The following is a 25999-nucleotide window of genomic DNA, read 5'->3' on the forward strand; positions in this document are numbered from 1 at the left end:
TAGCCTCATAAAAAGGGAGAAAATCCCTAAAAAATCTAAAAGGAGAAAAACATGAGCTCAGGCAAAATTGCTCAGGTTGTTGGTCCTGTCGTTGACGTTGCGTTTGCAGCTGGCGACAAACTACCTGAGATTAATAATGCATTGATTGTTTATAAAGATGGCGATAAATCTCAAAAAATCGTGCTCGAAGTTGCTCTTGAACTTGGAGACGGTCTTGTACGTACTATCGCTATGGAATCAACTGATGGGCTTACACGTGGATTAGAAGTTTTTGATACTGGTCGTCCAATCAGTGTACCAGTTGGTAAAGAAACTTTGGGTCGTGTGTTTAACGTTCTCGGGGATACAATTGACCTTGACGAACCATTTGCAGAAGATGCACCACGCGAACCAATTCACAAAAAAGCACCAGCATTTGATGAATTATCAACATCATCAGAAATCCTTGAAACAGGTATCAAAGTTATTGACCTTCTTGCCCCTTACCTAAAAGGTGGTAAAGTCGGACTTTTCGGTGGTGCCGGTGTTGGTAAAACCGTTCTTATCCAAGAATTGATTCACAACATTGCCCAAGAACACGGTGGTATCTCAGTATTTACCGGTGTTGGGGAACGTACACGTGAAGGTAATGACCTTTACTGGGAAATGAAAGAATCTGGCGTTATCGAAAAAACAGCCATGGTCTTCGGTCAAATGAATGAACCACCTGGAGCACGTATGCGTGTTGCCCTTACTGGTTTGACTATCGCGGAATACTTCCGTGATGTTGAAGGACAAGACGTGCTTCTCTTCATCGATAACATCTTCCGTTTCACTCAAGCAGGTTCTGAAGTATCAGCCCTTCTTGGACGTATGCCATCAGCCGTTGGTTACCAACCAACATTGGCTACTGAAATGGGTCAATTGCAAGAACGTATCACATCAACTAAAAAAGGTTCTGTTACATCAATCCAAGCCATCTACGTGCCAGCCGATGACTACACTGACCCAGCGCCAGCAACAGCATTCGCTCACTTGGATTCAACAACTAACCTTGAACGTAAGTTGACTCAAATGGGTATCTACCCAGCCGTTGACCCACTTGCTTCAAGTTCACGTGCCCTTGCACCAGAAATTGTTGGTCAAGAACACTATGAAGTTGCAACAGAAGTTCAACGTGTTCTTCAACGTTACCGTGAATTGCAAGATATCATCGCAATCCTTGGTATGGATGAATTGTCAGACGAAGAAAAAACATTGGTTGGACGTGCTCGTCGTATCCAATTCTTCTTGTCACAAAACTTCAACGTTGCTGAACAATTTACAGGTATGCCTGGTTCATACGTACCAGTTGCTGAAACTGTTCGAGGCTTCAAAGAAATTTTGGAAGGTAAATACGATGATCTTCCAGAAGATGCTTTCCGTAACGTAGGTCCAATCGAGGATGTAGTTGAAAAAGCTAAGAAAATGAATTACTAATGAGGTGATACCATGACATTTATGACTGTTCAGGTAGTAACACCAGATGGTATTCGCTATGATCACCATGCTAATTTTATTTCAGTAAAAACACCGGATGGTGAGATGGGGATTTTGCCAGAACACATTAACCTCATTGCTCCGCTAACAGTTCACGAGATGAAAATTCATCGTACAGATGATCCTAATCACGTGGATTGGGTAGCTATCAACGGTGGTATTATTGAGATTAAAGATAATCTTGTGACAATTGTTGCAGATTCTGCAGAACGTGAACGCGATATCGATGTTAGTCGTGCTGAACGCGCTAAGATTCGTGCTGAACGTAAATTGGAACAAGCTCAAAGTACTCACGATATCGACGAAGTACGTCGTGCACAAGTTGCTCTTCGCCGTGCTTTGAACCGTATCAGTGTTGGTAATAAATAAAAGAAAAGGTCTGAGAGTTTATCTCAGACTTTTTTGTTACTTTTTGATGATTTTTTCATGAAGAAAGCTTACACTTGTGCAGTTTTTTGTTGTCGAAAATGAAATCTGATATAATAGTTCTATGGAAATTTTAAATAGTTCAGTGACTTTGATTAGTCACCTTGTTTTTATTGCAATGACACATCAAATTCTTCGAAATTTATTTGATTGGTCAAAATTAATTAAAAATACACCTGAGAATATTGGTCGCCTTAAAGTATTTATTCTTTTGGTTAGTATTGCACTTGGTTATATGGTAAGCCACTTTATTTTGGAAATCATTACAGTTAGTCAGACTTTCTTCTTTGGTTTTCAATAAAAGCAATAATCGCTAAACTATGATATAATTTTGATATTATAATATAAGAATGGAGTTCATTTTGGATAAAATTATTATTGAAGGCGGTAATACACGCCTAGAAGGAGAAGTAATCATTGAAGGAGCAAAGAATGCGGTTCTTCCTCTTCTTGCAGCGACAATTTTACCGAAGGAAGGAAAGACAGTTTTAACAAATGTCCCAATCCTTTCAGATGTCTTTACGATGAATAATGTTGTCCGTGGTTTAGATATTCAAGTTGATTTTGATGAAGCGAATAACACGATTGAAGTGGATGCTTCAGGAGATATTTTGGATATTGCCCCATATGAATATGTTAGCAAAATGCGTGCTTCAATCGTTGTTTTAGGACCAATTTTAGCGCGTAAAGGTCATGCAAAAGTATCAATGCCTGGTGGCTGCACGATTGGTAGTCGTCCAATTGACCTTCACCTTAAAGGTTTGGAAGCTATGGGGGCAAAAATCACACAAGCTGGTGGTGATATCACAGCGACTGTTGATGGGAAACTTAAAGGGACAACAATTTACATGGATTTCCCATCAGTTGGTGCAACACAAAACTTGATGATGGCAGCAACTTTGGCAGAAGGTGTGACTGTTATTGAAAATGTCGCACGTGAGCCAGAAATCGTTGATTTAGCGATGCTACTTAATAAAATGGGTGCTATCGTTAAAGGTGCTGGTACAGAGACTTTGACCATTACTGGTGTTGATAGCCTTCATGGTGCTGAACACGATGTGGTTCAAGACCGTATTGAAGCTGGAACTTTCATGGTAGCGGCAGCTATGACATCAGGTAATGTTCTTGTTAAGGATGCTATCTGGGAACACAATCGTCCTTTGATTTCAAAATTGATTGAGATGGGTGTGACCGTTATTGATGAACCTGAAGGGATTCGTGTTATTGCTGATACAGCAAAATTGAAACCTGTAACGGTTAAAACACTTCCTCACCCAGGTTTCCCAACTGATATGCAAGCGCAATTTACAGCTTTGATGGCAGTTGTCAATGGCGAATCAACAATGATTGAAACGGTCTTTGAGAATCGTTTCCAACATTTGGAAGAAATGCGCCGTATGGGCTTGCAGTCAGAAATCATGCGCGATACAGCTATGATTCATGGTGGGCTAGAGCTTCAAGGTGCTCCAGTTATGTCAACTGACCTTCGTGCTAGTGCAGCCCTTATTTTGACAGGGATGGTGGCAAAAGGAACAACAACAGTTGGTCGCTTGAATCACCTTGACCGTGGATACTACAAATTCCATGAAAAATTGGCTAAACTCGGTGCAAATATTAAACGTGTAAGTGAGGCTTAAAAAATGACAAGTGGCTGGAAATACGTAGCAAAACAGTTAGGATTAGTTCTAGTGGTTGCTCTTTTGGCTTGTTTATTTTTAGCAGTTGGATTGATGATTGGATATGCCGTCATTGGTGATGGTAAAAATCCACTCTCAATTTTATCGATTGATAAATGGCAAGCAATTATTGGCAAATTTACAGGCCAATAAGCTATTTGTATTTTAGAGCAGCTTGACGAAAATGTAGAAGTGGGATAATCGACTTTATGATTTTGATAAAGCACGATGTTCCACTTTTTTAGTGAAAGGATTTTATGGCAAAAAAATCAAAACTGTCTAAACAGACAAAATCATTTATTTCTTTATTAGTTTTATTGGTTAGTATTGGTGCGGGTTGGTTGACAACATCAGATTCAAGTGATCCTGTTAATCAGGTGATTTCCTTAATTACAGGTCAATCTTCTGCAAAGATTGTGTCAAATCAGTCATCTGCTAATCAAGCAACACCAAGTCAAGAATTGGCAGATACAGTCTTAACAGACAGTGTCAAAGCACAGCTTGGTTCAAATTTAGAATGGAACGGTGCGGGAGCTTATTTGGTTAACGGAAATAAAACCGATTTGAACGCAAGAGTAGCCAGCAAACCTTATGCCAATAACAAAACAAAAATTGTGCAAGGTCAGACTATTCCAACGGTCGCAAATGCTTTGTTGAGTAAGTCGACACGTCAATATAGAAACCGTGAGGAAACTGGAAATGGCTCAACTTCATGGACACCAGCGGGCTGGCATCAAGTGCAAAATCTTTCTGGAACATACAGTCACGCCGTGGACCGTGGGCACTTGCTCGGCTATGCTTTAGTTGGTGGCTTAAAAGGCTTTGATGCTTCAACAAGCAATCCTGAAAATGTAGCCACTCAGACAGCCTGGGCAAATGAAGCTAGTTCAGAAGACTCAACGGGTCAAAATTACTACGAAGGTCAGGTCAGAAGAGCACTTGATCAGAATAAGCGTGTTCGTTACCGCGTGACCTTGATTTATGATGGCGATAATATTCTTGCTAGCGGGACACATTTGGAAGCTAAGTCATCTGATGGCAGTTTAGAGTTTAATGTCTTTATTCCAAATGTGCAAAGTGGTTTAAGCTTCGATTATTATTCAGGTCAGGTTAGTGTGAATTAAGCTGCTATATTCAACCTTGTCAAATGGCAAAAAATTTGCTAGAATGGGGTGTAAATTGAATAGTGTCTTATGAGACTAGTAACCTTATGGCAGTTTATCAGGGAATGGAAGTCGTGACTGGAAGCTTCCTAGATGAAAGTTTGGCGAATTCACTCATGTTAAAGACGATGAATTAAGGTCTGCTAGTCAGATAAAAAACGGATGGTACCGCGTGTCAACGCTCCGCTATTGGAGTGTGGCACGCTTTTTTCGTTTAAAAACATTAGGGGTTGCCCCAAGGAAGGAATTTTAATGGATTTACAAGCGCAGTTAGAAGAATTAAAATCATCTACGCAAGCTAAATTGGCTGAAATGCGTGGAAACAATGCAAAAGAACTTCAAGAATTACGTGTGCAAGTTCTTGGTAAAAAAGGATCATTGACAGAATTGTTGAAAGGTTTGAAAGATCTTTCTAAAGAAATGCGTCCAGTTGTCGGAAAACAAGTTAACGAAGTACGTGACGTTTTGACAAAAGCTTTTGAAGAACAAGCTAAAATCGTTGAAGCTGCTAAAATCAAAGCACAATTGGAATCAGAAAGCTTGGATGTGACTCTTCCAGGACGTCAAGTAAACCTTGGTAACCGTCATGTATTGACACAAACAAGCGAAGAAATTGAAGATATTTTCCTTGGTATGGGATTCCAAGTTGTTGATGGTTATGAAGTTGAATCTGACTACTACAACTTTGAACGCATGAACTTGCCAAAAGATCACCCAGCACGTGATATGCAAGATACTTTTTACATTACTGAAGAAATCTTGCTTCGTACTCACACAAGTCCAGTACAAGCACGTACACTTGATAAACACGACTTTTCTAAAGGTCCTTTGAAAATGATCTCACCAGGACGTGTTTTCCGTCGTGATACAGATGATGCGACTCACAGCCACCAATTCCACCAAATTGAAGGTCTTGTTGTCGGTGAAAACATTTCTATGGGTGACCTAAAAGGAACGCTTGAAATGATTATCAAGAAAATGTTTGGTGAAGATCGTAAAATCCGTCTTCGTCCATCATACTTCCCATTCACTGAACCATCAGTAGAAGTTGACGTTTCATGCTTCAAATGTGGTGGTAAAGGATGTAACGTATGTAAGAAAACTGGTTGGATTGAAATCCTTGGTGCCGGTATGGTACACCCACGCGTTCTTGAAATGTCTGGCGTTGACTCAGAAAAATATTCTGGATTTGCTTTTGGTCTTGGTCAAGAACGTATTGCGATGCTTCGTTACGGTATCAATGATATCCGTGGCTTCTATCAAGGCGATGTCCGTTTCTCAGATCAATTTAAATAATTAATTAGTAAGAAAAAGAATTGGAGGTCATCATGGCAGAAATCAAAGTTGAAAAAGTAACCTTGGATAAGTTAGATATGCTACAAAAATTGAGCATCGATACTTTTCGTGAAACATTTGGTTTTGATAATACCGAGGAGGAACTTCAAGAATTTTTCGATGAGAATTATACTTTAGCGCAACTTAAAAAAGACGTGACAGATAAAGAATCTGATGTTCGCTTTGTCAAAGTTGATGGGCGCGAGGTTGGCTTTATGAAAGTGAACTGGGGCGCAGCACAGACAGAGCATGAACTAAAAAATGCTTTTGAAATCCAACGTATTTACATTCTTAGTGAATGTCAGGGACTTGGCTTAGGTAAGAAATTATTTGAGCTGGCGCTTGATATGGCTAAGGCAGGCAAATTTGATTGGGCTTGGTTAGGTGTCTGGGAAGGCAATGTCAAAGCTCAAGGTTTCTACCGTAAATACGGCTTTGAAAAATTTTCAGAGCACTCATTTAAAGTTGGTGATAAAGTAGACACAGATTGGCTTATGCGAAAAGCCTTAAAAGAATAAGAGTAGAAAGGGATAAAGAAGCTTACCTGTCAAATGTATTTTGACTGCGAAAAGCTTTTAACACATATTATGTTAGTAAGTTATAAATGGTTAAAAGAGCTTGTTGATGTTGATGTTACAACACATGAGCTTTCTGAAAAAATGTCAACAACAGGGATTGAGGTTGAAGGAGTTTCATCACCATCTGAAGGATTGACAAAATTGGTTGTTGGTCACGTTGTATCTTGTGAAGATGTTCCTGAAACACACTTGCACCTTTGCCAAGTAGATACTGGTGATGATGAATTGCGCCAAATCGTTTGTGGTGCTCCAAATGTTACTGCAGGTATCAAAGTTATCGTAGCTGTACCAGGTGCACGTATTGCTGATAACTACAAAATCAAAAAAGGTAAAATTCGTGGTATGGAATCACTTGGTATGATTTGCTCACTCCAAGAACTTGGTTTGCCAGAATCAATCATTCCAAAAGAATTTTCAGACGGTATTCAAATCTTGCCAGAAGATGCTAAACCAGGTGACAGCATTTTCCCATACCTTGATTTGGATGATGAAATTGTTGAGTTGTCAATCACACCAAACCGTGCAGATGCCCTTTCAATGCGTGGGGTTGCACATGAAGTAGCTGCTATCTACGGAAAAGAAGTTCACTTCCCAGAAAAAGAACTTAAAGAAGTTTCTAAAGCTGCAAAAGACGTTATCGATGTTGCTATCGAGTCTGATAAAGTCTTGACTTACAAAGCACGTGTCGTTGAAAACGTGACTGTTAAACCAAGTCCACAATGGTTGCAAAACCTTTTGATGAACGCTGGTATTCGTCCAATCAACAATGTTGTCGACGTGACAAACTACGTGCTATTGTACTTCGGTCAACCAATGCATGCTTTTGATTTGAATAAATTTGAAGACAATAAAATCGTTGCTCGCAATGCACGTGCTGGTGAAAAATTGGTCACTCTTGATGGTGAAGAACGTGAATTGACAGAAGAAGACCTTGTTATCACAGTTGCTGACAAACCAGTTGCTCTTGCTGGTGTGATGGGTGGTCAAGCTACTGAAATCGACAACGCTTCTAAAAACGTTGTTCTTGAAGCTGCTGTCTTTGATGGTACAGCTATCCGTCGTACTGGATCTCGTTTGAACCTTCGTTCTGAAAGCTCAGCTCGTTTTGAAAAAGGAATCAACTACGCTACTGTTGATGAAGCGCTTGATTTTGCAGCAGCAATGCTTACAGAATTAGCTGAAGGCGAAGTTCTTTCTGGTCGTGTGGAAGCTGGTTCAGTTCCAACTGAAGATGTTGAAGTATCAACAACACTTGACTACGTTAACGTTCGTTTGGGAACAGAATTGACTTTTGCTGATATCGAAGATGTCTTTGCTAAACTTGGTTTTGGTTTGTCAGGAAATGCTGATAAATTCACAGTTTCAGTACCACGTCGTCGTTGGGATATTGCTATCCAAGCTGACTTGGTTGAAGAAATTGCTCGTATTTACGGTTACGAAAATCTTCCAACAACACTTCCACAAGCTGCTGGTACTGCAGGTGAATTGACAGCAACACAAAAATTGCGTCGTAAAATGCGTTCAATTGCTGAAGGTGCTGGATTGACTGAAATAGTCTCATATGCTTTGACAACACCTGAAAAAGCAACTGAATTTACATTGCAACCAAGCAATTTGACTGAATTGATGTGGCCAATGTCAGTAGAACGTTCAGTTCTTCGTCAAAACGTTGTTTCTGGTATGCTTGATACCATTGCTTACAACGTTGCTCGTAAAAATAGTAACATGGCAATCTATGAAATTGGTAAAGTCTTTGAACAAAAAGGTAATCCAAAAGAAGAATTACCAAACGAAATCAGCACATTTGCCTTTGCTATCTCTGGTTTAGTTGCTGAAAAAGACTTCCAAACAAAAGCAACTCCAGTTGATTTCTTCTATGCAAAAGGTATCGTTGAAGCTATCTTTAACAAACTTGATTTGACAGTTGAATACGTTGCTGAAAAAGGTCTTGAAAGCATGCACCCAGGTCGTACAGCAAGCATCTACTTGGATGGTCAATTGGTTGGTTTTGTTGGTCAAATTCACCCACAAACAGCTAAAAACTACAACGTTCCAGAAACTTACGTAGCTGAATTGAACTTGGATATCATCGAAGCTGCTCTTCAAGCTGATAAAGCGTTTGTTGAAATCACTAAATTCCCAGCAGTTTCTCGTGATATTGCTTTGCTATTGCCAGCAACTACTACTCACAAAGAAATCGTTGCTGCTATTGAATCAGCTAAAGTGAAACGTTTGACTGATATCAAGCTCTTTGACGTCTATGCTGGTGCAAATATTGCTGAAGGTATGAAATCAATGGCATACAGCTTAACATTCCAAAATCCAAATGATAACTTGACTGATGAAGAAGTTACTAAATACATGGATAAAATCACTAAAGTCCTTGTTGAACAACTAGGAGCAGAAGTTCGTTAATCATTTGATACAATATTAGGCTATTTGGGTTAATATAGATAAACCACCGCTACGAAAGTAGTGGTGGTTTCTTGTTTATCAAAAATCCAAACCGATAACAGAATTTGGTATAATAGGATTATCTAGTGACATGACGAAGGATTATTATGAAATTATTATATACAGATATTCAGTTTGATATGACTGAAATTTTGGCAAGAAAAGCGATGGAAGAGGCTAAAGCTGGTAAGCGTGTTTTCTACATCGCTCCAAACTCTTTGTCTTTTGAAAAAGAAAGGGTTGTTTTAGAGCTTCTGCCTGACCAAGCGTCTTTTGCCATTACCATTACACGTTTTGCTCAAATGGCGCGCTATTTTGTCTTAAATGAACCTCAGACCAAAGAAACGATTGATGATAATGGCTTAGCCATGATTTTTTATCGTGCGCTGTCTCATTTTTCTGATACGGATTTGAAAGTTTTCGGGCGTTTAAAGCAAGATACGAATTTCATCAAGCAATTGGTTGATTTGTATAAGGAATTAAAAACGGCTAACATGACCGTGCTTGATTTAACGGAATTGCATTCGGCTGAGAAGCAAGAAGATTTGGTGAAAATCTTTTTGGCAGTTAATGACATTTTGTTAGCTAACCAGTATGACAATCAGTCAAAAATTGCATTTTTTGCTAAGCAGGTAGCATCGGGTCATTTGGATGATGCGCTTGAAAATGTTGTTTTGGTTATCGATGGCTTTACTCGTTTTTCAGCAGAAGAGGAGGACCTAGTCAGCCTTTTAGAGGAAAAATGTGCTCAAGTGATTATCGGAACTTACAGTAGTCAAAAGGCTTATAAGGCTACATTTTCAACTGGGAATGTCTATCAGGCAAGTTTGGATTTTTTGCGTTCTTTGGCTGCTAAATTTCAAACACAGCCAGAGTATGTCGAGAGTTCTCAAAAATCTCAAGAAGCATTTGCTAAATTGTCAAAACTCTTTGAAGCGAAGCACGACTTTACAACATCAGACATCACTTTAACGCAAGATGATAAGGAACATTATGCCATCTGGGATGTTATTAATCAAAAAGAAGAAGTTGAGCTTGTGGCAAAGGCTATTCGTCATAAGCTTCACCGAGGCTATCGCTATAAGGATATTTTGGTACTTTTGGGTGATGTGGATAGCTATCGTCTGCAAATCGGCAAAATTTTTGATAAATATGAAATTCCCTATTATTTCGGAAAAGCAGAGTCGATGAGTGACCATCCTTTGGTGCATTTTATTGATTCCTTGGAGCGTGTGAAACGTTATCGTTTTCGTATGGAAGATGTTGTTAATCTTTTGAAAACAGGGCTATATGGTTCCTTCACTCAAGATGATTTAGACCTTTTTGAGCAATATTTGATTTATGCGGATATCAAGGGACAAAGTAAATTTGCTAAAGAGTTTACCATTGCTTATAAAGGTGAGGAGCATTTAGACTTTGTTAATGGTATGCGCGAGCAAATCATGGCGCCTTTGCTAGCTTTATTTAAGGCACAAAAGCAGCTTGGCTCAAGTTTACTTGAAAAATTGATGACTTTCTTGCGTGCGATTTCTCTACCTGAGAATTTAGAGCGTATGGTAGCCACTTTCTCAGAAAATGAACAAGAAAAGCACGAGCAAGTTTGGCGAACATTTACTGGCATTCTCGAGCAATTTCAAACGATTTTTGGACAAGAAAAATTATCTTTGGATGAATTTTTATCACTTTTAAGAAGCGGCATGTTGGCTGCACAGTACCGTGTGGTGCCGGCAAGCGTTGATGTAGTTTCTGTAAAATCTTATGATTTGGTTGAACCACACACCAATAAATTTGTCTTTGCACTTGGTATGACGCAGTCGCATTTCCCAAAAATTGCGCAAAATCGTAGTTTGATTTCAGATGAGGAACGTGCCAAGGTCAATGAAACAACAGCTGAAAATCAACGTTTTGATGTGATTAGTCGTGAAAACATCAAGAAAAATCATTTTGCTGCCTTGTCACTGTTTAATTCAGCGACGGAAGAACTGGTGCTCAGTTTGCCACAAATTGCTAATGAGTCAGAAGATAAGGGATCTTCTTATCTTGCGGAATTAGCTAGCTTTGGTGTGCCTGTTTTGGTTAAGGGACGAAATCGTTTGTCGACAGATGCTGAAGACATTGGAAATTACAAAGCGCTCTTATCTCGTGTGATTGAGGTTAATCGCTTGGCTATTGAAGAAGACCGCGAGCTTAGCAAAGAAGAGCAAACCTTCTGGTCAGTAGCTGTACGTTATCTTCGTAAAAAACTGGCTAACGAAGGTGTTGAATTGCCACTGATTAAGGATAATATGCAGACCAAACCAGTTTCTGCCGAAGTGATTGAGACACGTTTTCCAAGTGATGAGCCAATTAATTTGTCTTCTTCAGCTGTGACTACTTTTTATAACAACCAATACAAGTATTTCTTACAGTATGTCCTTGGTTTGCAAGAGGTTGAAACCATTCACCCTGACGCTAGAAATCACGGGACTTATCTGCATCGTGTCTTTGAATTGGTTATGAAAGATGCTTCGGATCAAGCTTTTGACGACAAATTAAATCGAGCTATTCAAACAACCAACGCTGAAGATACTTTCAAATTTGTCTATGAAGAAGACGAGGAAAGCCGCTACTCATTGACAGTCTTAGAAGATATTGCTAGAAGCACGGCGACAATTTTACGTCAGGATGCTCAGATTCAGGTGGAAAATGAAGAAGAACCTTTTGAGTTAATGCTTGCAAATGCAGTACGTATTCGAGGTATTATTGACCGTGTGGACCGTTTGTCAGATGGTAGTCTTGGGGTGGTTGATTACAAATCAAGTCACAATACCTTTGATATTCAAAAATTCTACAATGGTCTCAACCCGCAATTAGTGACTTACATGCAAGCTCTTCGCGATAAGAAGGAGAGAAGTGAGTCTGATAAGATTTTTGGTGCCATGTATCTACACATGCAAGAGCCTAAGGTGGATTTGTCATCGGTAGCAACCACAGAGAAAATTTTGGAGAATTTGTCTAAAGAGTTGCGCTACCGTGGCTTGTTCTTAGAAGATGAAAAAGGTTATTTATCAAATGGAAATTACCATCTTAATGACTCAGTTTACACGCAAGAAGAGTTAGATATTTTACTAGCTTACAATCAAAAATTATTCCTTCAAGCAGCTGAGCAAATTAAACAAGGACACTTTTTGATTAATCCTTACAGTGAAGATGGTAAGACGGTTAAGGGTGACCAATTAAAAGCTATCACACGCTTTGAAGCGGACCGTCACATGCCATACGCACGTAAGTGGTTTAAATTACCAAGAAAAGATAGACGTCAAGGCTTTTTGAGCCTGATGCAAGAAGAGGAGGAAAAAGATGACCTTTAAACCATTTTTAACGGCTGAAGCTATTTCTTCTCTACAGCAAAAAGAGGCTCAGTCATCTAAAGCGCAAAAACGAACACCTGAACAAATCGAAGCCATTTATAGCTATGGCAACAATATTTTGGTATCAGCGTCGGCTGGTTCTGGGAAAACTTTCGTTATGGTTGAGCGCATTATTGATAAGATTTTGCGTGGCATTACCGTTGACCGGCTCTTTATTTCGACCTTTACGGTTAAAGCAGCGGGAGAATTAAAGGAGCGTCTTGAGAAAAAAATCAGCCAAGCTTTGCAAAAAGCGACGGATAATGATTTAAAAAGTTATCTTAACGAACAGTTGCTAGCCTTGCAGACTGCTGATATTGGAACCATGGATGCCTTTACGCAAAAATTAGTTAACCAATACGGCTACACGTTGGGAATTTCACCTACTTTTCGTATTATGACGGATAAAAGTGAACAAGATATTGTTAAAAATGATGTCTTTTCAGATCTTTTTTCAGATTACATGACAGGAAAGAACAAGGATGTTTTCCGTAAATTAGTTCGTAATTTTTCAGGCAATCGCAAGGATAGTTCAGCTTTTCGAGGGATTGTCTACAAGATTTATGATTTCAGTCAAGCTACTGACAATCCGAAAAAATGGTTAGCTGAAGTCTTTTTAAAGGGTGCTAAAACTTACACAGACTTTTCAGCTATTCCTGATCAAGAAGTATCAGATTTTCTAACTTGCTTACACGACACAGCTAATCAATTGCAAGATGTAACAGATTTAGAAGATTATAAGCAAAAAACAGCTAAGGGTACACCAACGGCAGCTTATAAAAAACATTTGAACATGATTGAGCATTTGCATGAATGGGCAATGCATTTTGAGACTTTGTATGGCCGTGATGGTCTTGGTCGTTTGGCTGCTGACGTAGCTGATTTAATTCCCTCAGGTCCAGCAGTGACTGTGGCAGGAGTGAAATATCCCGTTTTTAAAACTCTTCAGGGACGTTTGACTGGATTGAAGCATTTAGAAACAATCTTCAACTATCAATCGGAAAGTCTGCCTTTGTTAGAACTTTTACAAGCGTTTATGCAGGATTTTTCTGAGCAATATTTGCAAGCTAAAATCCAAGAAAATGCTTTTGAGTTTTCAGATATCGCGCATTTTGCTATCCAGATTTTGGAAGAAAATCCAGATATTCGTGAGCTCTACCAAGATAAATACCACGAAGTCATGGTCGATGAGTACCAAGATAACAACCACACGCAAGAACGCATGCTTGAATTGTTGTCAAATGGTCATAATCGATTCATGGTGGGAGATATCAAGCAATCCATTTATCGTTTCCGTCAGGCTGATCCGCAGATTTTCAACCAAAAATTTAAGGATTGTCAAGAGCATCCAGAACATGGAAAATTAATTTTGCTAAAAGAAAACTTCCGTAGTCAATCAGAAGTCCTAGATGCGACAAATAGCGTCTTTACGCATTTGATGGACGAGTCTGTTGGAGAAATTTTGTATGATGGCATGCACCAGCTGGTAGCAGGAAGTCTCTTGCAAAAAGAAGCTCACCCAGAAAATGAAACACAAGTTCTTATTTACGACACTGATGACAGTAGTGAGCTTGCAAGTAGTCCAGAAGAGGAGCAAATCAATCCGAACGAGGTTAAGCTGGTAGCTAAAGAAATTATTCGTCTGCATAATGAAGAAGGTGTTGCCTTTGAAGATATTACTTTGTTGGTATCATCGCGCACACGTAATGATGGCATTTTACAGACTTTCGAGCATTATGGCATTCCTTTGGTGACGGATGGCGGTGAGCAAAATTACCTCAAATCAGTTGAAGTAATGGTGATGCTTGATACGCTTAGAGCCTTGGATAATCCGCTCAATGACTATGCTTTGGTAGCTCTTATGCGTTCACCAATGTTTGCTTTTAACGAAGATGACCTTGCTCGTCTTGCTCTTCAAACCAATGAAGATGAGACTAGAGCTAATCTTTACCAAAAACTAGAACATGCTTTGGCTAATCAAGGGCAACATGCAGAGCTAGTCACACCAGCTTTACGTGAAAAATTAAAAGATTTCATGACTTGCTTTAGCAAGTGGCGTGATTTTGCCAAATGGCATTCGCTTTATGATTTGATTTGGAAGATTTATAATGAGCGTTTCTATTATGATTACGTGGGTAATCTTCCCCGTGCCGAGCAGCGTCAAGCCAATCTTTACGCCCTTGCCCTTCGTGCTAATAATTTTGAAAAGACCGGCTTTAAAGGCTTATCACGTTTTATTCGCATGATTGATCGCGTCTTAGAAAGCGAAAATGATTTGGCTGACGTTGAAGTGGCCCTTCCAAAACATGCTGTGAATTTGATGACTATCCACAAGAGTAAGGGACTTGAGTTTAAGTATGTCTTCATTTTGAATATTGACAAGAAATTCAGTATTCAAGACATGATGTCACCGTTAATCTTGTCACGTCAAAATGGAGCTGGAATTAAATATTTGGCTGACATGCGAGAAGAGTTAGATACGGATGTTTTTCCAACTGTTAAAGTCAGCATGGACACTTTGCCTTATCAGCTTAATAAACGTGAACTGCGACTAGCAACCTTATCTGAACAAATGCGTTTGTTCTATGTTGCCATGACCCGTGCTGAGAAGAAATTGTATCTAGTTGGAAAAGCAAGTTCTGAAAAATTGGTTGATAAATACAGCGGTAAGTCTAAAAATAATCACCTTCCAGTTGCAGAACGAGAGGCTTTCATGACTTTCCAAGATTGGATGTTAGCCATTCACGAAGCATATAAAAACTTGCCATTTAAAGTCGAATTTGTCACAGATGAAGACCTGACAGAAGAAAAAATCGGTCAGATCGAAGTCAAATCAGCTATTAAACCTGATGATTTGTCAAATAACCGTCAGTCTGAAAATATCGCAGAAGCTTTGGATAGACTTGAGGCAGTTGAAGAGTTGAATGCCAAATATCAATCAGCCATTAACTTACCAAGCTTAAGAACACCTAGTCAGGTCAAGAAACTTTATGAGCCTGTCATGGATACTGATGGTGTTGATGTGATGGCTAAGACTGACCACGTAAAACCAAGCTTTGCCTTACCTGATTTTTCGAAAAAAGCCAAAGTCGAAGCAACAGCGATTGGTTCTGCCATGCATGAGCTCATGCAGCGAATTTCCTTGTCTCAAAAAGTGACACTAGAGGATATTTCGACAGCTCTAGCACAAGTTTCAGCTGAAGATGAGGTTAAAGCGCGCATTCGTCTAGAAAATGTTTTGGATTTCTTTGAAAATTCAGCTCTTGGACAATTGATTCAGAAAAATATTGACAAGATTTATCGTGAAGCACCTTTTGCCATGCTAAAAGAAGACCCTGAGAGCAAAGAAAAATTCGTTGTTCGTGGGATTGTCGATGCTTATCTTCTTTTAGAGGATCGTTTGGTTCTTTTAGATTACAAGACTGATAAATACACAAACAGCGAGGAAATCAAAGAACGATACCAAGGTCAAATGGCACTTTATGCCGAAGCACTTAGCAAGTCATATCATATTGATCAAGTTGATAAATACCTTGTTTTACTTGGTGGAGAGCGTCTGGAAGTAGTTAAACTTTAAAAGTAATTAAAAAAACGACCGTTTAGCATAAAGCTTGCGGCCGTTTTTGGTATAGTATATTGTATTATTGTATATTGAAAAAATAAAGGTGAGTTGGCTTTATTAGCTCCAGAATTTAGCGGCGATGTCTTGACCTTGCTTGATTTTAGCCCATTGTTGTGGGATAGCAAGTTCATTTCCTGAATCACATGAAGCAAAACCACATTGGTGAGAAAGGAAAAGACGGTCTTTAGGGATGATTTGGCTAGCTTCTTCAAGCATTTTAAGCGCACGTTCTTCATCGTCAAGATCAGTTGTTTTACTTGAAAGAAGTCCAAGAACGACTTCAGCATCTGAGTCTTTCAAGCTTTCAAGAGCTTTGAGGTCACCAGCCACTTCGCTATCCCATTCAAGGAAGAAACGGTCATAGTGTTGGTCTTTCAAGAATTTTGTTGCGATAGCTTCGTAAGTACCACCAGCAGCAGAACGACTTTCGTAGTTACCACGGCAGTTGTGAGTCCAAACTTGCAAACCAAGCTCATGACCATAGTCAGCAACATCGTTATTTACTGCGATGAATTCGTCAGCAAGGTTAGCAAGAGCGCTATTTCCTTGAGCAAAGAAACCAGCTGGGTTTGTTTCGTCGAAAAGTTCCCAGAGGCAATCGTCAAATTGGATAATTTCTCCACCAGCTTCTTTGTATTCTTTCAAGAATTCTTTATAGGCATTTGTAAGACCAGCTTTAAGTTCTTCTTTAGTTTTGTAAACTTGGTCTTCGCCAACTAATTGATTAAAGACTGTGAATTCTGTGTAGGCGTGAGCAGGTCCCCAGATAGTCAATTTTGTATCTGAGTCTCCAGCTTCTTCCTTAAGCAAATTAAAGATATCAAGGAAGTGGTGGTTCTTACCTGAAAGTGGCTCTGTGATGCGGATACCAATGTCTTTACGTGTTTCGAAGTGACCACCATCATGGTCTTTGAAAGTATAACCGTGGTCTGCAATGTAGCGTTGAATCCCTTTTAGTCCCCAGACGAAGTCAAGGTGCCACATTGATTTTGAAAATTCACCATCAGTAAGCACATCGATACCATTTGCTTTTTCTTTTGCGATAACTTTTTTGATGTCAGCTGTTTCTGTTTCCTGATAACCATCAAAAGCATCGTAGAAAGGGTATGTGATATCATCACGATGTTCGATTGCGATTTTATATTCACGTAAATCTGCTGGTCGTAGAAGCGAACCAACTAATTGAAATCTTGATTTTGCCATTTCGTATACCTCGTTTGTTTTTTGTGATTCCTATTGTAGCGGAGCTTTGCCATTTTGAAAAATAGTTATTTTTTTAGGACTATGTATAGTTTTAAACTATAACTAAAAAAATCAAAATCTCTATCTAATTAACAGAAAATTTGATATACTAAGAAAATACAGATAATTACAAGGAGATTTAGAATGGATATTTGGGAAAAGTTATATCAAGCAGCAAAAAAGGATTATAATCCTCATTATGTGACGCCATTTATCTATTCAAATCATGTGGTTGCAGCAATTGAAGCAGAAGATGGTCAGATTTTTACAGGCTATTGTTTTGAAGCGACTTCTGGTGTTTTTCATCTTTGTGCGGAACGCGCAGCAGCTTTTAACATGTTTCAACAATCTGGTCAAACGACAATCAAGCGCATTATTGCTTTTCGAGATAGACCACCTTACGGAGAAGGTTCAGGAATGCCTTGCGGAGCTTGTCGCGAATTCTTGATGCAATTGTCTCCGAAAAATAAAGATTTGGAATTTATGCTTGATTATGAGAAACGTGAAACCATTACCTTAGGTGAATTGATGCCTTTATGGTGGGGGACAGAGCGCATGGCAGCAGGCATTGATGATTTAGACTAACAATATTAAATACAGCGAGGTTGAGGATGCGAGATAATCATTTACATACACATTTTTCTTATGATTCAGATGCGCGGTTTGAAGATTATTTAGACCATTATACAGGGGATATTGTGACGACTGAGCATTATGATTTGTCAAATCCATATACCAAGCAAGATGATGTGCCAGATTATGAGGCTTACTCACGTGAAATAGCTAAGCTTAATCAAAAATACGGCAATCGCATTAAAAAAGGCATTGAAATTGGTTATTATCAGCCACGTGAAGCGGATATTCTTGCTTATTTGGCGGATAAGGACTATGATTTGAAACTCTTGTCGGTTCATCATAATGGGACAAATGATTACCTTGATGATGAAGTGGCAGATATGAATAGAGATGAGATTATCCAAGAGTATCTGGACAAATTGGAGTATGCTATTGGACGCGTGGATGCGGATGTTTTAGCGCATTTTGACTATGGTTTTCGCATTTTCGACATGACCGTTGCGGATTTAAAAGTTTACGAACCTCAACTCAAACGTATCTTCCAGAAGATGATTGATTATGATTTGGCTTTTGAGTTAAATAGCAAATCGATGTACTTGTATGGCAAGGAAGACCTTTACCGTTATGCTTTAGGCTTGGTTAGAGAATTGGGCTGCCACAAGTATTCTATCGGTTCAGACGGTCATAAGTTAGAGCATTTTCGTCTAGCTTTTGACAAAATCCAAGACTTACTTGATGAATTTGGCATTGAGGATTGGGAAATTTTGTAAAATAAAAAGCCCGTGAGCATAAGGCTCAGGGCTTTTTAGCGTTTAAAAATTAGTGAGAAATACGTTTGCGGGCTGCTTTTTTACGATTTTCTTGAATGAAAGCAGCTTTTTCTTCTTCAGGATCAATGATTTTTTTCTTAACTGCGAAAATAGCACCTGCGACAGTAGCTGCAGTGGCTACAACACCAGTAGCAAGACCTTTAGCGAATGCAAATTTTTTAGCCATAATAATTCCTCCTCACTGATAAGAACAGGGAGTATAAAGAGGTCTTTATACTCTTTTATAGCAGTAGGATTTGTTTTCTTGTCCTACCACCTTATGTTATAATAATGGTAACGAAAATTGCCTAAAAATTCAAGTGAAAACGTTATATTTACTAAAAAATCAGGCTTAGGACGGATAAAAAAATAGATGTCAAAAAAAATAAAACTGCTAGCTGTGGTTGGACCGACAGCTGTTGGAAAAACAGCTTTAGGAATCGAACTCGCCAAGCAATTTAACGGAGAAATTATCAGCGGTGATAGTCAACAAGTCTACCGTAAGCTGGATATTGGAACGGCTAAGGCAACGCCTGAAGAACAAGCAGCAGCTCCTCACCACTTAATAGATGTGCGTGATGTTGATGAAACTTATTCTGTTTATGACTTTGTGACAGAAGCCAAAGCTGCTATCGATGATATTGTTAGTCGAGGTAAGTTGCCTATCATTGTTGGAGGAACTGGACTTTATCTTCAAAGTTTGCTAGAAGGTTATCATTTAGGTGGTGAGGTTGATCAAGAAAAAGTCCTTGCTTACCGAAAAGAGTTGGACTTGCTGAGTGATGAAGAGCTTTTTGAAAAAATAGCAGAGCAGAAGATTGAGATTCCTCAAATCAACCGCCGTCGTGCCATTCGTGCTTTAGAGTTAGCTAAGTTTGGACAAGATTTGCAAAATAAAGAAACTAACTATGATGCCTATTTGATTGGTTTAAATGATGACCGTCAAGTGCTTTATGACCGTATCAATCGCCGTGTTGACTTTATGGTTGAAAATGGTGTTTTGGATGAGGCAAAATGGCTTTATGACAATTATCGTGAGGTTCAAGCCGCGCGAGCAATTGGTTACAAGGAACTTTTTCCATATTTTGCTGGGGAAGATTCTCTTGAAAACTGTGTTGAAAAATTAAAACAAAACACGCGTCGCTTTGCAAAACGCCAGTTAACATGGTTTAGAAACCGTATGGCAGTTAAGTTTTATAATGTTTCAGAAGATGACTTTAAAACTAATGTAACAAGTGATGTAGATTGTTTTTTAAATGATAAGAAATTGTAAGGGAGTAAAACGCTCCCTTTCACTTTTGAAAAGATTTTATGATATAATGAGATTTACGGATTAATTAAGAAGAGGGGTGAGTGCATGATTGAAACAAGCGAACATCAAGAGCGCGTGATTTTACTGGGCGTTGAGCTGCCAGACACTGAAAATTTTGACATGTCTATGGAAGAGTTAGCTTCGCTGGCTAAAACAGCAGGAGCGCAGGTTGTTTCATCTTATCGCCAAAAACGCGAAAAATACGATAGTAAATCATTGATTGGCTCAGGAAAATTAGCTGAAATTAAAGCGATTGTTGACGCTGATGAGATTGATACCGTCATTGTTAATGACCGTTTAACACCCCGTCAAAATGTTAACTTAGAATCAGAGCTTGGGGTTAAAGTCATTGACCGCATGCAGTTGATTTTGGATATTTTTGCCATGCGTGCTCGTAGTCACGAAGGTAAATTGCAAGTTCATCTGGCTCAACTCAAATACATGTTGCCACGCCTTGTCGGTCAAGGGGTTATGCTTAGCCGTCAAGCAGGTGGAATTGGTAGCCGTGGACCTGGTGAAAGTCAATTGGAATTGAACCGCCGTTCGATTCGTAATCAGATTTCAGATATTGAACGCCAATTGAAGGTGGTTGAAAAGAATCGTGAAACTGGTCGTGAAAAACGTACAGAATCACAAGTCTTTAAAATTGGACTCATTGGTTATACAAACGCTGGTAAATCAACCATTATGAATGTGTTAACGAATGATAAGCAGTATGAGGCTGATGAGTTATTTGCGACACTGGACGCCACTACTAAGCAAATTTACCTGCAAAATCAATTTCAAGTGACGCTTACAGATACGGTTGGTTTTATTCAAAATTTGCCAACTGAGTTGGTGGCGGCCTTTAAGTCAACCTTGGAAGAAAGCCGTCATGTTGATTTGTTGCTACACGTGATTGATGCCAGTGATCCAAATCATGCTGAACACGAAAAAGTGGTTTTGAATTTGTTAAAAGAGTTAGATATGTTGGACATTCCACGTTTAGCTGTTTATAACAAGATGGATGTGGCGGAGCACTTTGCAGCGACAGCTTTTCCAAATGTGCGTATTTCTGCGCGTGATAAAGATGCTCGTTCACTTTTGCGCCGTTTGATTATCAATGAAATTCGTGAGATTTTTGAACCATTTAGCATTCGTGTTCACCAAAATCAAGCCTATAAGCTATACGATTTAAATAAAATCGCGCTGCTTGATCGTTATGATTTTGTTGAAGAATACGAAAATATCACTGGTTACATTAATCCAAAAAATAAATGGAGACTAGAAGAATTTTATGACTGATTATATAAGCTTAGCTTTAAAATATGGTGGCTTTACGTCACTAGATAAAGTGTATTTGCAAAATGTTTTGGAGGATTTAACAGATGAACAAAAATTGAGTTTCATCACACCACCTCCAAGTGTTATCAATGCTTATTTTGCAGAAATGTATCAAAAACAATCTCCGCAAGCCGCAACAGATTACTATTTTGAACTATCAAAAGAATTGCAGCTTTTAAATGATAAGCCATCTTTTGACGAACGCAAGCCTTTTATTCGTTTGAATTTATCAGGGAAATCATATGGTTTCACTTATGAAAATGATAAAGAGGTTGCTCTTGTCTTTTCTGAAAAAGATGAAGCTTTGACAAGAGATGTCTTGTTTGAATTGGCTCAGGTCTTTCCTCAATATAAAATTTATGTTGAAAATGGTAAAATCAAAATGTCAAAAATCACTTTTGATGACCAAGAACTTGAAGACCTTACACCAGAAAGTAGTTTGCTCAGCCATGTTTCAAAATTAAAAGGAAATATGGTTAAGCTAAAAAGTTTTAATCGCGATGAATTGTCAGACTTGCTAGCTCACTATCAAGGGCAAGTTTATTATACGTTTGATCAACGTGAATTTATCGCTTATGTAAAAGTATCGTAAATAGGAAGGATAAGTAAAAACTTCGGTTTTTATAGGTATATATGGAATTACAATTTTTGGGAACAGGAGCGGGTCAGCCCTCAAAGTCACGTAATGTGTCAAGCTTAGTGTTAAAGTTACTTGACGAGATTAATGAGGTGTGGATGTTTGACTGTGGTGAAGGAACACAGCGTCAGATTTTAGAAACAACGATCCGTCCTCGTAAAGTGAAACGCATTTTTATCACGCACTTGCACGGTGATCACATTTTTGGTCTTCCTGGCTTTTTGGCAAGTCGTGCTTTCCAAGCAAATGAAGAACAAACTGACCTTGATATTTATGGTCCTGTTGGTATTCGTTCATACGTTTTGAGCAGTTTGCGCTTGTCTGGTGCTCGTTTGCCATACCGTATTCATTTTCATGAATTTGACGAAAACAGTCTGGGCAAAATCATGGAAACTGACAAGTTCGTGGTATATGCTGAAAAATTGGACCACACTATTTTCTGTATTGGTTATCGTGTGATGCAAAAAGATTTGGAAGGAACACTTGATGCAGAAGCGTTGAAAGCTGCAGGTGTGCCATTTGGTCCATTATTTGGAAAAATCAAGAGCGGTCAAGATGTTGTCTTAGAAGATGGCACAAAAATTATCGCCAAAGATTACATCTCAGCACCGAAAAAAGGAAAAGTTATCACTGTTTTAGGTGATACACGTAAGACTGATGCTAGTGTGCGTCTTGGTTTGGGAGCTGATATCTTGGTTCACGAATCAACATATGGCAAAGGTGATGAGAGAATCGCCCGCAAGCACGGACACTCAACAGGAACTCAGGCTGCCCAGATTGCTAAAGAAGCGTCAGCTAAATGTTTATTGCTTAATCACATCAGTGCTCGTTTCTTGGGACGCGAATGCAAACAAATTGAAACGGATGCTCAAGCAATCTTTGAAAACACACACTTGGTTAAAGATTTGGAAGAAATTAGCTTATGAGAATAATTGCTATTACAGGAGCAACAGGTGGACTAGCCAAAGAAATTGTCAAACAGTTGCCAGCTGATGACTTTGTGATTGCCTTAGGACGTAATGTAAAAAAACTTGAAGCTTGTTATGCTGAACGTCCTAACACAGTTTGCTACGAACTTGATATGACAAGTGATGAAGCGATTGGCGCTATGGTTGAAAAACTATACGCTGAGCATAGTCACATTGATATCTTTATCAACAATGCCGGTTATGGTGATTTTAGTGAGTTTGATGCTTATACGACAGCTGAAATCCGTGACATGTTTGATATCAATACCTTTGCGACGATGACTTTATCACGTTTGGTTGGGCATAAGATGAAAGAAGCGGGACAGGGACATATTGTCAATATTGCCAGCATCGCTGGTTTGATTGCTTCAGCGAAATCATCAGTTTACTCGGCAACAAAATTTGCGGTGATTGGCTTTTCAAATGCCCTACGTTTGGAACTTGCTGATAGTAATGTCTATGTGACTACCATTAACCCTGGACCGATTGCAACGACATTCTTTGACAAGGCAGATCCATCTGGAGAATACTTAAAGAGTGTTGGACGTTTTGTTTTGCAACCAGAAGAAGTTGCCAGACGTACGGTTGCTATTTTAGGTAAGAACAAACGTGAAGTGAATATGCCATTTTCAATGGCAGCAGCTCATAAATTATATACCCTTTTCCCTAAGATTGCTGATTTTTTAGCACGCAAAGTTTTTAACTATAAATAACCTCCTTTCAATTCTACATAAGAAGTGAGAAGTGAATGATAACAAGTAAATACAATTGGAAAAACATTGAAAAAGAGCCAGATGATGGCTTTTTTGAAGTGACAAAAAAAGAAAATATAACGGCATTAGCCAGCAAAATTCTATACAGTCGAGGCATTGATAATGGCGAAAAACTAGCTCAATTTTTATCAAATGATTTATCACAACTTCATGATCCATATTTGTTGCATGATATGGACAAGGCAGTTGCTCGCATTCGTCAAGCTATTGAAAATTACGAACAAATCTTGGTTTATGGGGACTATGATGCCGATGGGATGACTAGCGCTAGTATCATGAAAGAAGCACTGGAAATGCTTGGGGCTGAAGTTCAAGTCTATCTTCCTAACCGATTTGTTGATGGCTATGGACCAAATGAATCGGTCTATAAATACTTTATTGAGCAACAACAGGTTTCTTTGATTATTACGGTGGATAATGGCGTAGCTGGGCATGAAGCTATTAGCTATGCACAAAGTCAAGGAGTAGATGTCATTGTTACTGACCACCATGGCTTACCAGCAGAGCTTCCAGACGCATTTGCCATTGTACATCCAGAGCATCCGGAAGCGGATTATCCGTTCAAGTATTTAGCAGGATGTGGCGTAGCTTTCAAAGTTGCTTGTGCCTTGTTGGAATCAATTCCCACAGAAATGCTAGATTTAGTTGCTATCGGAACCATTGCTGATATGGTTAGCCTAACAGATGAAAATCGTATCATGGTTAAGGTTGGTCTTGAAATGCTCAAGCAGACCGAACGCATTGGTTTAATGGAACTAATGAAAGTATCTGATATTGACATGTCAGATGTTAATGAGGAAACTGTTGGGTTTAAAATTGCACCGCAGCTAAATGCTCTTGGTCGTCTAGATGATCCAAATCCAGCTGTTGAATTATTGACTGGCTTTGATGATGAAGAAGCGCTAAGCATTGCGCAAATGATTAATGACAAAAATGAAGAACGTAAAGAAATTGTTCAAAAGATTTATGACGAAGCCATGGGCATGGTTGACCTTGATAAGCCTGTTCAAGTGTTAGCAAAAGAAGGCTGGCATCCAGGTGTTCTTGGGATTGTCGCTGGTCGTATTTTGGAGCATATTGCTCAGCCAGTTATTGTCTTAAACATTGAAGACGGCATGGCAAAAGGTTCTGCTAGAAGTATTGAGGCTATCAATATCTTCCATGCGCTTGATGAACATCGTGATTTATTTGAAGCCTTTGGTGGACATGCTGGCGCAGCTGGGATGACCTTGCCCGTTGATAACTTAGAGCAATTGTCACAGGTCTTGTGCGATTACATTGCTGAAAATGATATTAATTTAGCTCAGAAAAAGACTTTGATCATTGATGAAGTGCTAGACTTGTCAGAAATTGACTTGGACACTGTTAAAAGTCTTGAGAAGATTGCACCTTTTGGGATGGATAATGCTAAGCCGGTCTTTGAAATCAAAGACTTTACCGTTAAACAAGCACGTACCATGGGGCAAAATGGTGCCCACTTGAAGTTGAAAATTGCTCAGGGAAGCACGGCTGTAGACCTTGTTGCCTTTAATCAAGGTCACTTGGTGCAAGAATTTCAACAAGCACAGAATCTCTGTCTTGCCGTTACCTTGTCAATCAACAAATGGAACGGGCAAACCACTGTTCAGTTGATGCTTGAAGACGCGCGTGTTGACGGCGTTCAGTTGATTGATATTCGTGCTAAAAATGCCAGCCTTCCTGAACGTGTTCCTGTTTTGAGCGAAGACACCAGTGCCAGTGAAGTGGTTGTGCTAGATATTCCTGAGAAGGCTGAAGAACTCAAATCCCTTTTTGTCGGTCGACAATTTGATGCCGTTTATTTTAAAAACCACATCAAACGTGCCTACTATTTGACAGGGTATGGAACTCGTGAACAATTTGCTAAATTGTATAAAACGATTTACCAATTCCCTGAATTTGACGTTCGTTATAAACTCAAAGACTTGAGTCAATACCTTAATATCCCAGATATTTTGCTGGTAAAAATGATTCAAATCTTTGATGAATTAGACTTTGTAACCATCACAGATGGTGTTATGGTCGTTAATAAAGATGCTCAAAAGCGTAGCATCTCAGACAGCCAAATCTATCAAAATCTGAAAAAAGAAGTGAAGTATCAAGAACTTATGGCACTTGGCACTCCGCAAGAAATCTATGATTGGTTGATGGATAATAATTAAGAAAACTATGACAAGTTT

The 25999-nt window shown here is 39.0% G+C and carries 21 protein-coding genes; 19 read left to right on the forward strand and 2 right to left on the reverse strand.

What is annotated here, in order from left to right; all coding sequences use genetic code 11:
• Nucleotides 1-51: 51 nt before the first annotated feature.
• The 11 genes from atpD to addA all read left to right on the forward strand — a co-directional run bounded on the left by atpD (nucleotide 52) and on the right by addA (nucleotide 16116).
• Nucleotides 52-1458, forward strand: coding sequence for a F0F1 ATP synthase subunit beta (gene atpD / locus E0E02_RS01225; protein ID WP_039697146.1), 1407 nt, complete (start codon nucleotides 52-54; stop codon nucleotides 1456-1458).
• A 12-nt stretch (nucleotides 1459-1470) separates the two neighbouring features.
• Entirely contained in the window at nucleotides 1471-1887 is a 417-nt protein-coding gene (locus tag E0E02_RS01230) for a F0F1 ATP synthase subunit epsilon (protein WP_004231089.1), read from the forward strand.
• 121 nt (nucleotides 1888-2008) lie between these two features.
• Complete coding sequence (locus E0E02_RS01235) at nucleotides 2009-2245, forward strand: DUF1146 family protein (RefSeq protein WP_004231090.1); 237 nt, start codon at nucleotides 2009-2011, stop codon at nucleotides 2243-2245.
• 61 nt (nucleotides 2246-2306) lie between these two features.
• A complete protein-coding gene (gene murA, locus E0E02_RS01240; protein ID WP_307770178.1) occupies nucleotides 2307-3581 on the forward strand; it encodes a UDP-N-acetylglucosamine 1-carboxyvinyltransferase in 1275 nt (424 codons plus the stop codon).
• Between the two features lie 3 nt (nucleotides 3582-3584).
• Complete coding sequence (locus tag E0E02_RS01245; protein WP_133017616.1) at nucleotides 3585-3773, forward strand: DNA-directed RNA polymerase subunit beta; 189 nt, start codon at nucleotides 3585-3587, stop codon at nucleotides 3771-3773.
• Between the two features lie 104 nt (nucleotides 3774-3877).
• Nucleotides 3878-4744, forward strand: coding sequence for a DNA/RNA non-specific endonuclease (locus E0E02_RS01250; protein WP_133017617.1), 867 nt, complete (start codon nucleotides 3878-3880; stop codon nucleotides 4742-4744).
• 291 nt (nucleotides 4745-5035) lie between these two features.
• Nucleotides 5036-6079 (forward strand): phenylalanine--tRNA ligase subunit alpha, encoded by a 1044-nt coding sequence (pheS, locus tag E0E02_RS01255; protein WP_014334511.1) that lies wholly within the window; start codon nucleotides 5036-5038, stop codon nucleotides 6077-6079.
• 32 nt (nucleotides 6080-6111) lie between these two features.
• Nucleotides 6112-6636 (forward strand): N-acetyltransferase, encoded by a 525-nt coding sequence (locus tag E0E02_RS01260; RefSeq protein ID WP_133017618.1) that lies wholly within the window; start codon nucleotides 6112-6114, stop codon nucleotides 6634-6636.
• 69 nt (nucleotides 6637-6705) lie between these two features.
• Entirely contained in the window at nucleotides 6706-9111 is a 2406-nt protein-coding gene (gene pheT / locus E0E02_RS01265; protein ID WP_133017619.1) for a phenylalanine--tRNA ligase subunit beta, read from the forward strand.
• Nucleotides 9112-9257: 146 nt separating this feature from the next.
• Entirely contained in the window at nucleotides 9258-12500 is a 3243-nt protein-coding gene (rexB, locus tag E0E02_RS01270) for an ATP-dependent nuclease subunit B (protein ID WP_133017620.1), read from the forward strand.
• Entirely contained in the window at nucleotides 12490-16116 is a 3627-nt protein-coding gene (addA, locus tag E0E02_RS01275) for a helicase-exonuclease AddAB subunit AddA (protein WP_133017621.1), read from the forward strand. The genes rexB and addA overlap by 11 nt, the downstream gene beginning before the upstream one ends.
• Nucleotides 16117-16218: 102 nt before the next feature.
• Here the strand turns inward: addA and E0E02_RS01280 are convergent, their stop codons facing one another.
• Nucleotides 16219-17364: a cobalamin-independent methionine synthase II family protein gene (locus E0E02_RS01280; RefSeq protein ID WP_133017622.1), complete on the reverse strand. Its 1146-nt coding sequence runs from the start codon at nucleotides 17362-17364 to the stop codon at nucleotides 16219-16221.
• Nucleotides 17365-17547: 183 nt separating this feature from the next.
• Between E0E02_RS01280 and E0E02_RS01285 the strand changes: the two genes are divergently transcribed.
• Nucleotides 17548-17988, forward strand: a complete 441-nt coding sequence (locus E0E02_RS01285; RefSeq protein WP_133017623.1) for a cytidine deaminase — start codon at nucleotides 17548-17550, stop codon at nucleotides 17986-17988.
• Nucleotides 17989-18014: 26 nt separating this feature from the next.
• On the forward strand, nucleotides 18015-18749 hold the full coding sequence (locus E0E02_RS01290; protein WP_133017624.1) for a PHP domain-containing protein: 735 nt from the start codon (nucleotides 18015-18017) through the stop codon (nucleotides 18747-18749).
• A gap of 49 nt (nucleotides 18750-18798) precedes the next feature.
• Here the strand turns inward: E0E02_RS01290 and E0E02_RS01295 are convergent, their stop codons facing one another.
• A complete protein-coding gene (locus tag E0E02_RS01295) occupies nucleotides 18799-18975 on the reverse strand; it encodes a DUF3042 family protein (protein ID WP_074481996.1) in 177 nt (58 codons plus the stop codon).
• Nucleotides 18976-19161: 186 nt separating this feature from the next.
• On the opposite strand from E0E02_RS01295, the gene miaA reads away from it, so the two are divergent.
• The 6 genes from miaA to recJ all read left to right on the forward strand — a co-directional run bounded on the left by miaA (nucleotide 19162) and on the right by recJ (nucleotide 25981).
• Entirely contained in the window at nucleotides 19162-20061 is a 900-nt protein-coding gene (gene miaA, locus E0E02_RS01300; RefSeq protein ID WP_133017625.1) for a tRNA (adenosine(37)-N6)-dimethylallyltransferase MiaA, read from the forward strand.
• A gap of 84 nt (nucleotides 20062-20145) precedes the next feature.
• Entirely contained in the window at nucleotides 20146-21384 is a 1239-nt protein-coding gene (gene hflX / locus E0E02_RS01305) for a GTPase HflX (RefSeq protein ID WP_039697134.1), read from the forward strand.
• Nucleotides 21377-22015 (forward strand): cystathionine beta-lyase, encoded by a 639-nt coding sequence (locus E0E02_RS01310; RefSeq protein WP_039697133.1) that lies wholly within the window; start codon nucleotides 21377-21379, stop codon nucleotides 22013-22015. The genes hflX and E0E02_RS01310 overlap by 8 nt, the downstream gene beginning before the upstream one ends.
• Nucleotides 22016-22056: 41 nt before the next feature.
• Complete coding sequence (gene rnz, locus E0E02_RS01315; protein ID WP_074559701.1) at nucleotides 22057-22986, forward strand: ribonuclease Z; 930 nt, start codon at nucleotides 22057-22059, stop codon at nucleotides 22984-22986.
• Nucleotides 22983-23741, forward strand: coding sequence for an SDR family oxidoreductase (locus E0E02_RS01320; protein WP_133017626.1), 759 nt, complete (start codon nucleotides 22983-22985; stop codon nucleotides 23739-23741). The genes rnz and E0E02_RS01320 overlap by 4 nt, the downstream gene beginning before the upstream one ends.
• A gap of 35 nt (nucleotides 23742-23776) precedes the next feature.
• Nucleotides 23777-25981 (forward strand): single-stranded-DNA-specific exonuclease RecJ, encoded by a 2205-nt coding sequence (recJ, locus tag E0E02_RS01325; protein ID WP_133017627.1) that lies wholly within the window; start codon nucleotides 23777-23779, stop codon nucleotides 25979-25981.
• Nucleotides 25982-25999: the final 18 nt, after the last annotated feature.

Origin of the sequence: Streptococcus sp. KCJ4932, assembly GCF_004352745.1 — a bacterium.
GTDB lineage: Bacteria > Bacillota > Bacilli > Lactobacillales > Streptococcaceae > Streptococcus > Streptococcus ruminicola.

Bases quoted from the DNA above. Each gene is read 5' to 3' on its own strand.
- atpD (WP_039697146.1), top strand. From the start codon at position 52: ATGAGCTCAGGCAAAATTGCTCAGGTTGTTGGTCCTGTCGTTGACGTT.
- E0E02_RS01310 (WP_039697133.1), top strand. From the start codon at position 21,377: ATGACTGATTATATAAGCTTAGCTTTAAAATATGGTGGCTTTACGTCA.
- hflX (WP_039697134.1), top strand. From the start codon at position 20,146: ATGATTGAAACAAGCGAACATCAAGAGCGCGTGATTTTACTGGGCGTT.
- miaA (WP_133017625.1), top strand. From the start codon at position 19,162: ATGTCAAAAAAAATAAAACTGCTAGCTGTGGTTGGACCGACAGCTGTT.
- E0E02_RS01250 (WP_133017617.1), top strand. From the start codon at position 3,878: ATGGCAAAAAAATCAAAACTGTCTAAACAGACAAAATCATTTATTTCT.
- E0E02_RS01295 (WP_074481996.1), bottom strand. From the start codon at position 18,975: ATGGCTAAAAAATTTGCATTCGCTAAAGGTCTTGCTACTGGTGTTGTA.
- pheS (WP_014334511.1), top strand. From the start codon at position 5,036: ATGGATTTACAAGCGCAGTTAGAAGAATTAAAATCATCTACGCAAGCT.
- E0E02_RS01245 (WP_133017616.1), top strand. From the start codon at position 3,585: ATGACAAGTGGCTGGAAATACGTAGCAAAACAGTTAGGATTAGTTCTA.
- addA (WP_133017621.1), top strand. From the start codon at position 12,490: ATGACCTTTAAACCATTTTTAACGGCTGAAGCTATTTCTTCTCTACAG.
- E0E02_RS01290 (WP_133017624.1), top strand. From the start codon at position 18,015: ATGCGAGATAATCATTTACATACACATTTTTCTTATGATTCAGATGCG.
- E0E02_RS01260 (WP_133017618.1), top strand. From the start codon at position 6,112: ATGGCAGAAATCAAAGTTGAAAAAGTAACCTTGGATAAGTTAGATATG.
- E0E02_RS01320 (WP_133017626.1), top strand. From the start codon at position 22,983: ATGAGAATAATTGCTATTACAGGAGCAACAGGTGGACTAGCCAAAGAA.
- pheT (WP_133017619.1), top strand. From the start codon at position 6,706: ATGTTAGTAAGTTATAAATGGTTAAAAGAGCTTGTTGATGTTGATGTT.
- E0E02_RS01235 (WP_004231090.1), top strand. From the start codon at position 2,009: ATGGAAATTTTAAATAGTTCAGTGACTTTGATTAGTCACCTTGTTTTT.
- recJ (WP_133017627.1), top strand. From the start codon at position 23,777: ATGATAACAAGTAAATACAATTGGAAAAACATTGAAAAAGAGCCAGAT.
- rexB (WP_133017620.1), top strand. From the start codon at position 9,258: ATGAAATTATTATATACAGATATTCAGTTTGATATGACTGAAATTTTG.
- E0E02_RS01230 (WP_004231089.1), top strand. From the start codon at position 1,471: ATGACATTTATGACTGTTCAGGTAGTAACACCAGATGGTATTCGCTAT.
- rnz (WP_074559701.1), top strand. From the start codon at position 22,057: ATGGAATTACAATTTTTGGGAACAGGAGCGGGTCAGCCCTCAAAGTCA.
- E0E02_RS01280 (WP_133017622.1), bottom strand. From the start codon at position 17,364: ATGGCAAAATCAAGATTTCAATTAGTTGGTTCGCTTCTACGACCAGCA.
- E0E02_RS01285 (WP_133017623.1), top strand. From the start codon at position 17,548: ATGGATATTTGGGAAAAGTTATATCAAGCAGCAAAAAAGGATTATAAT.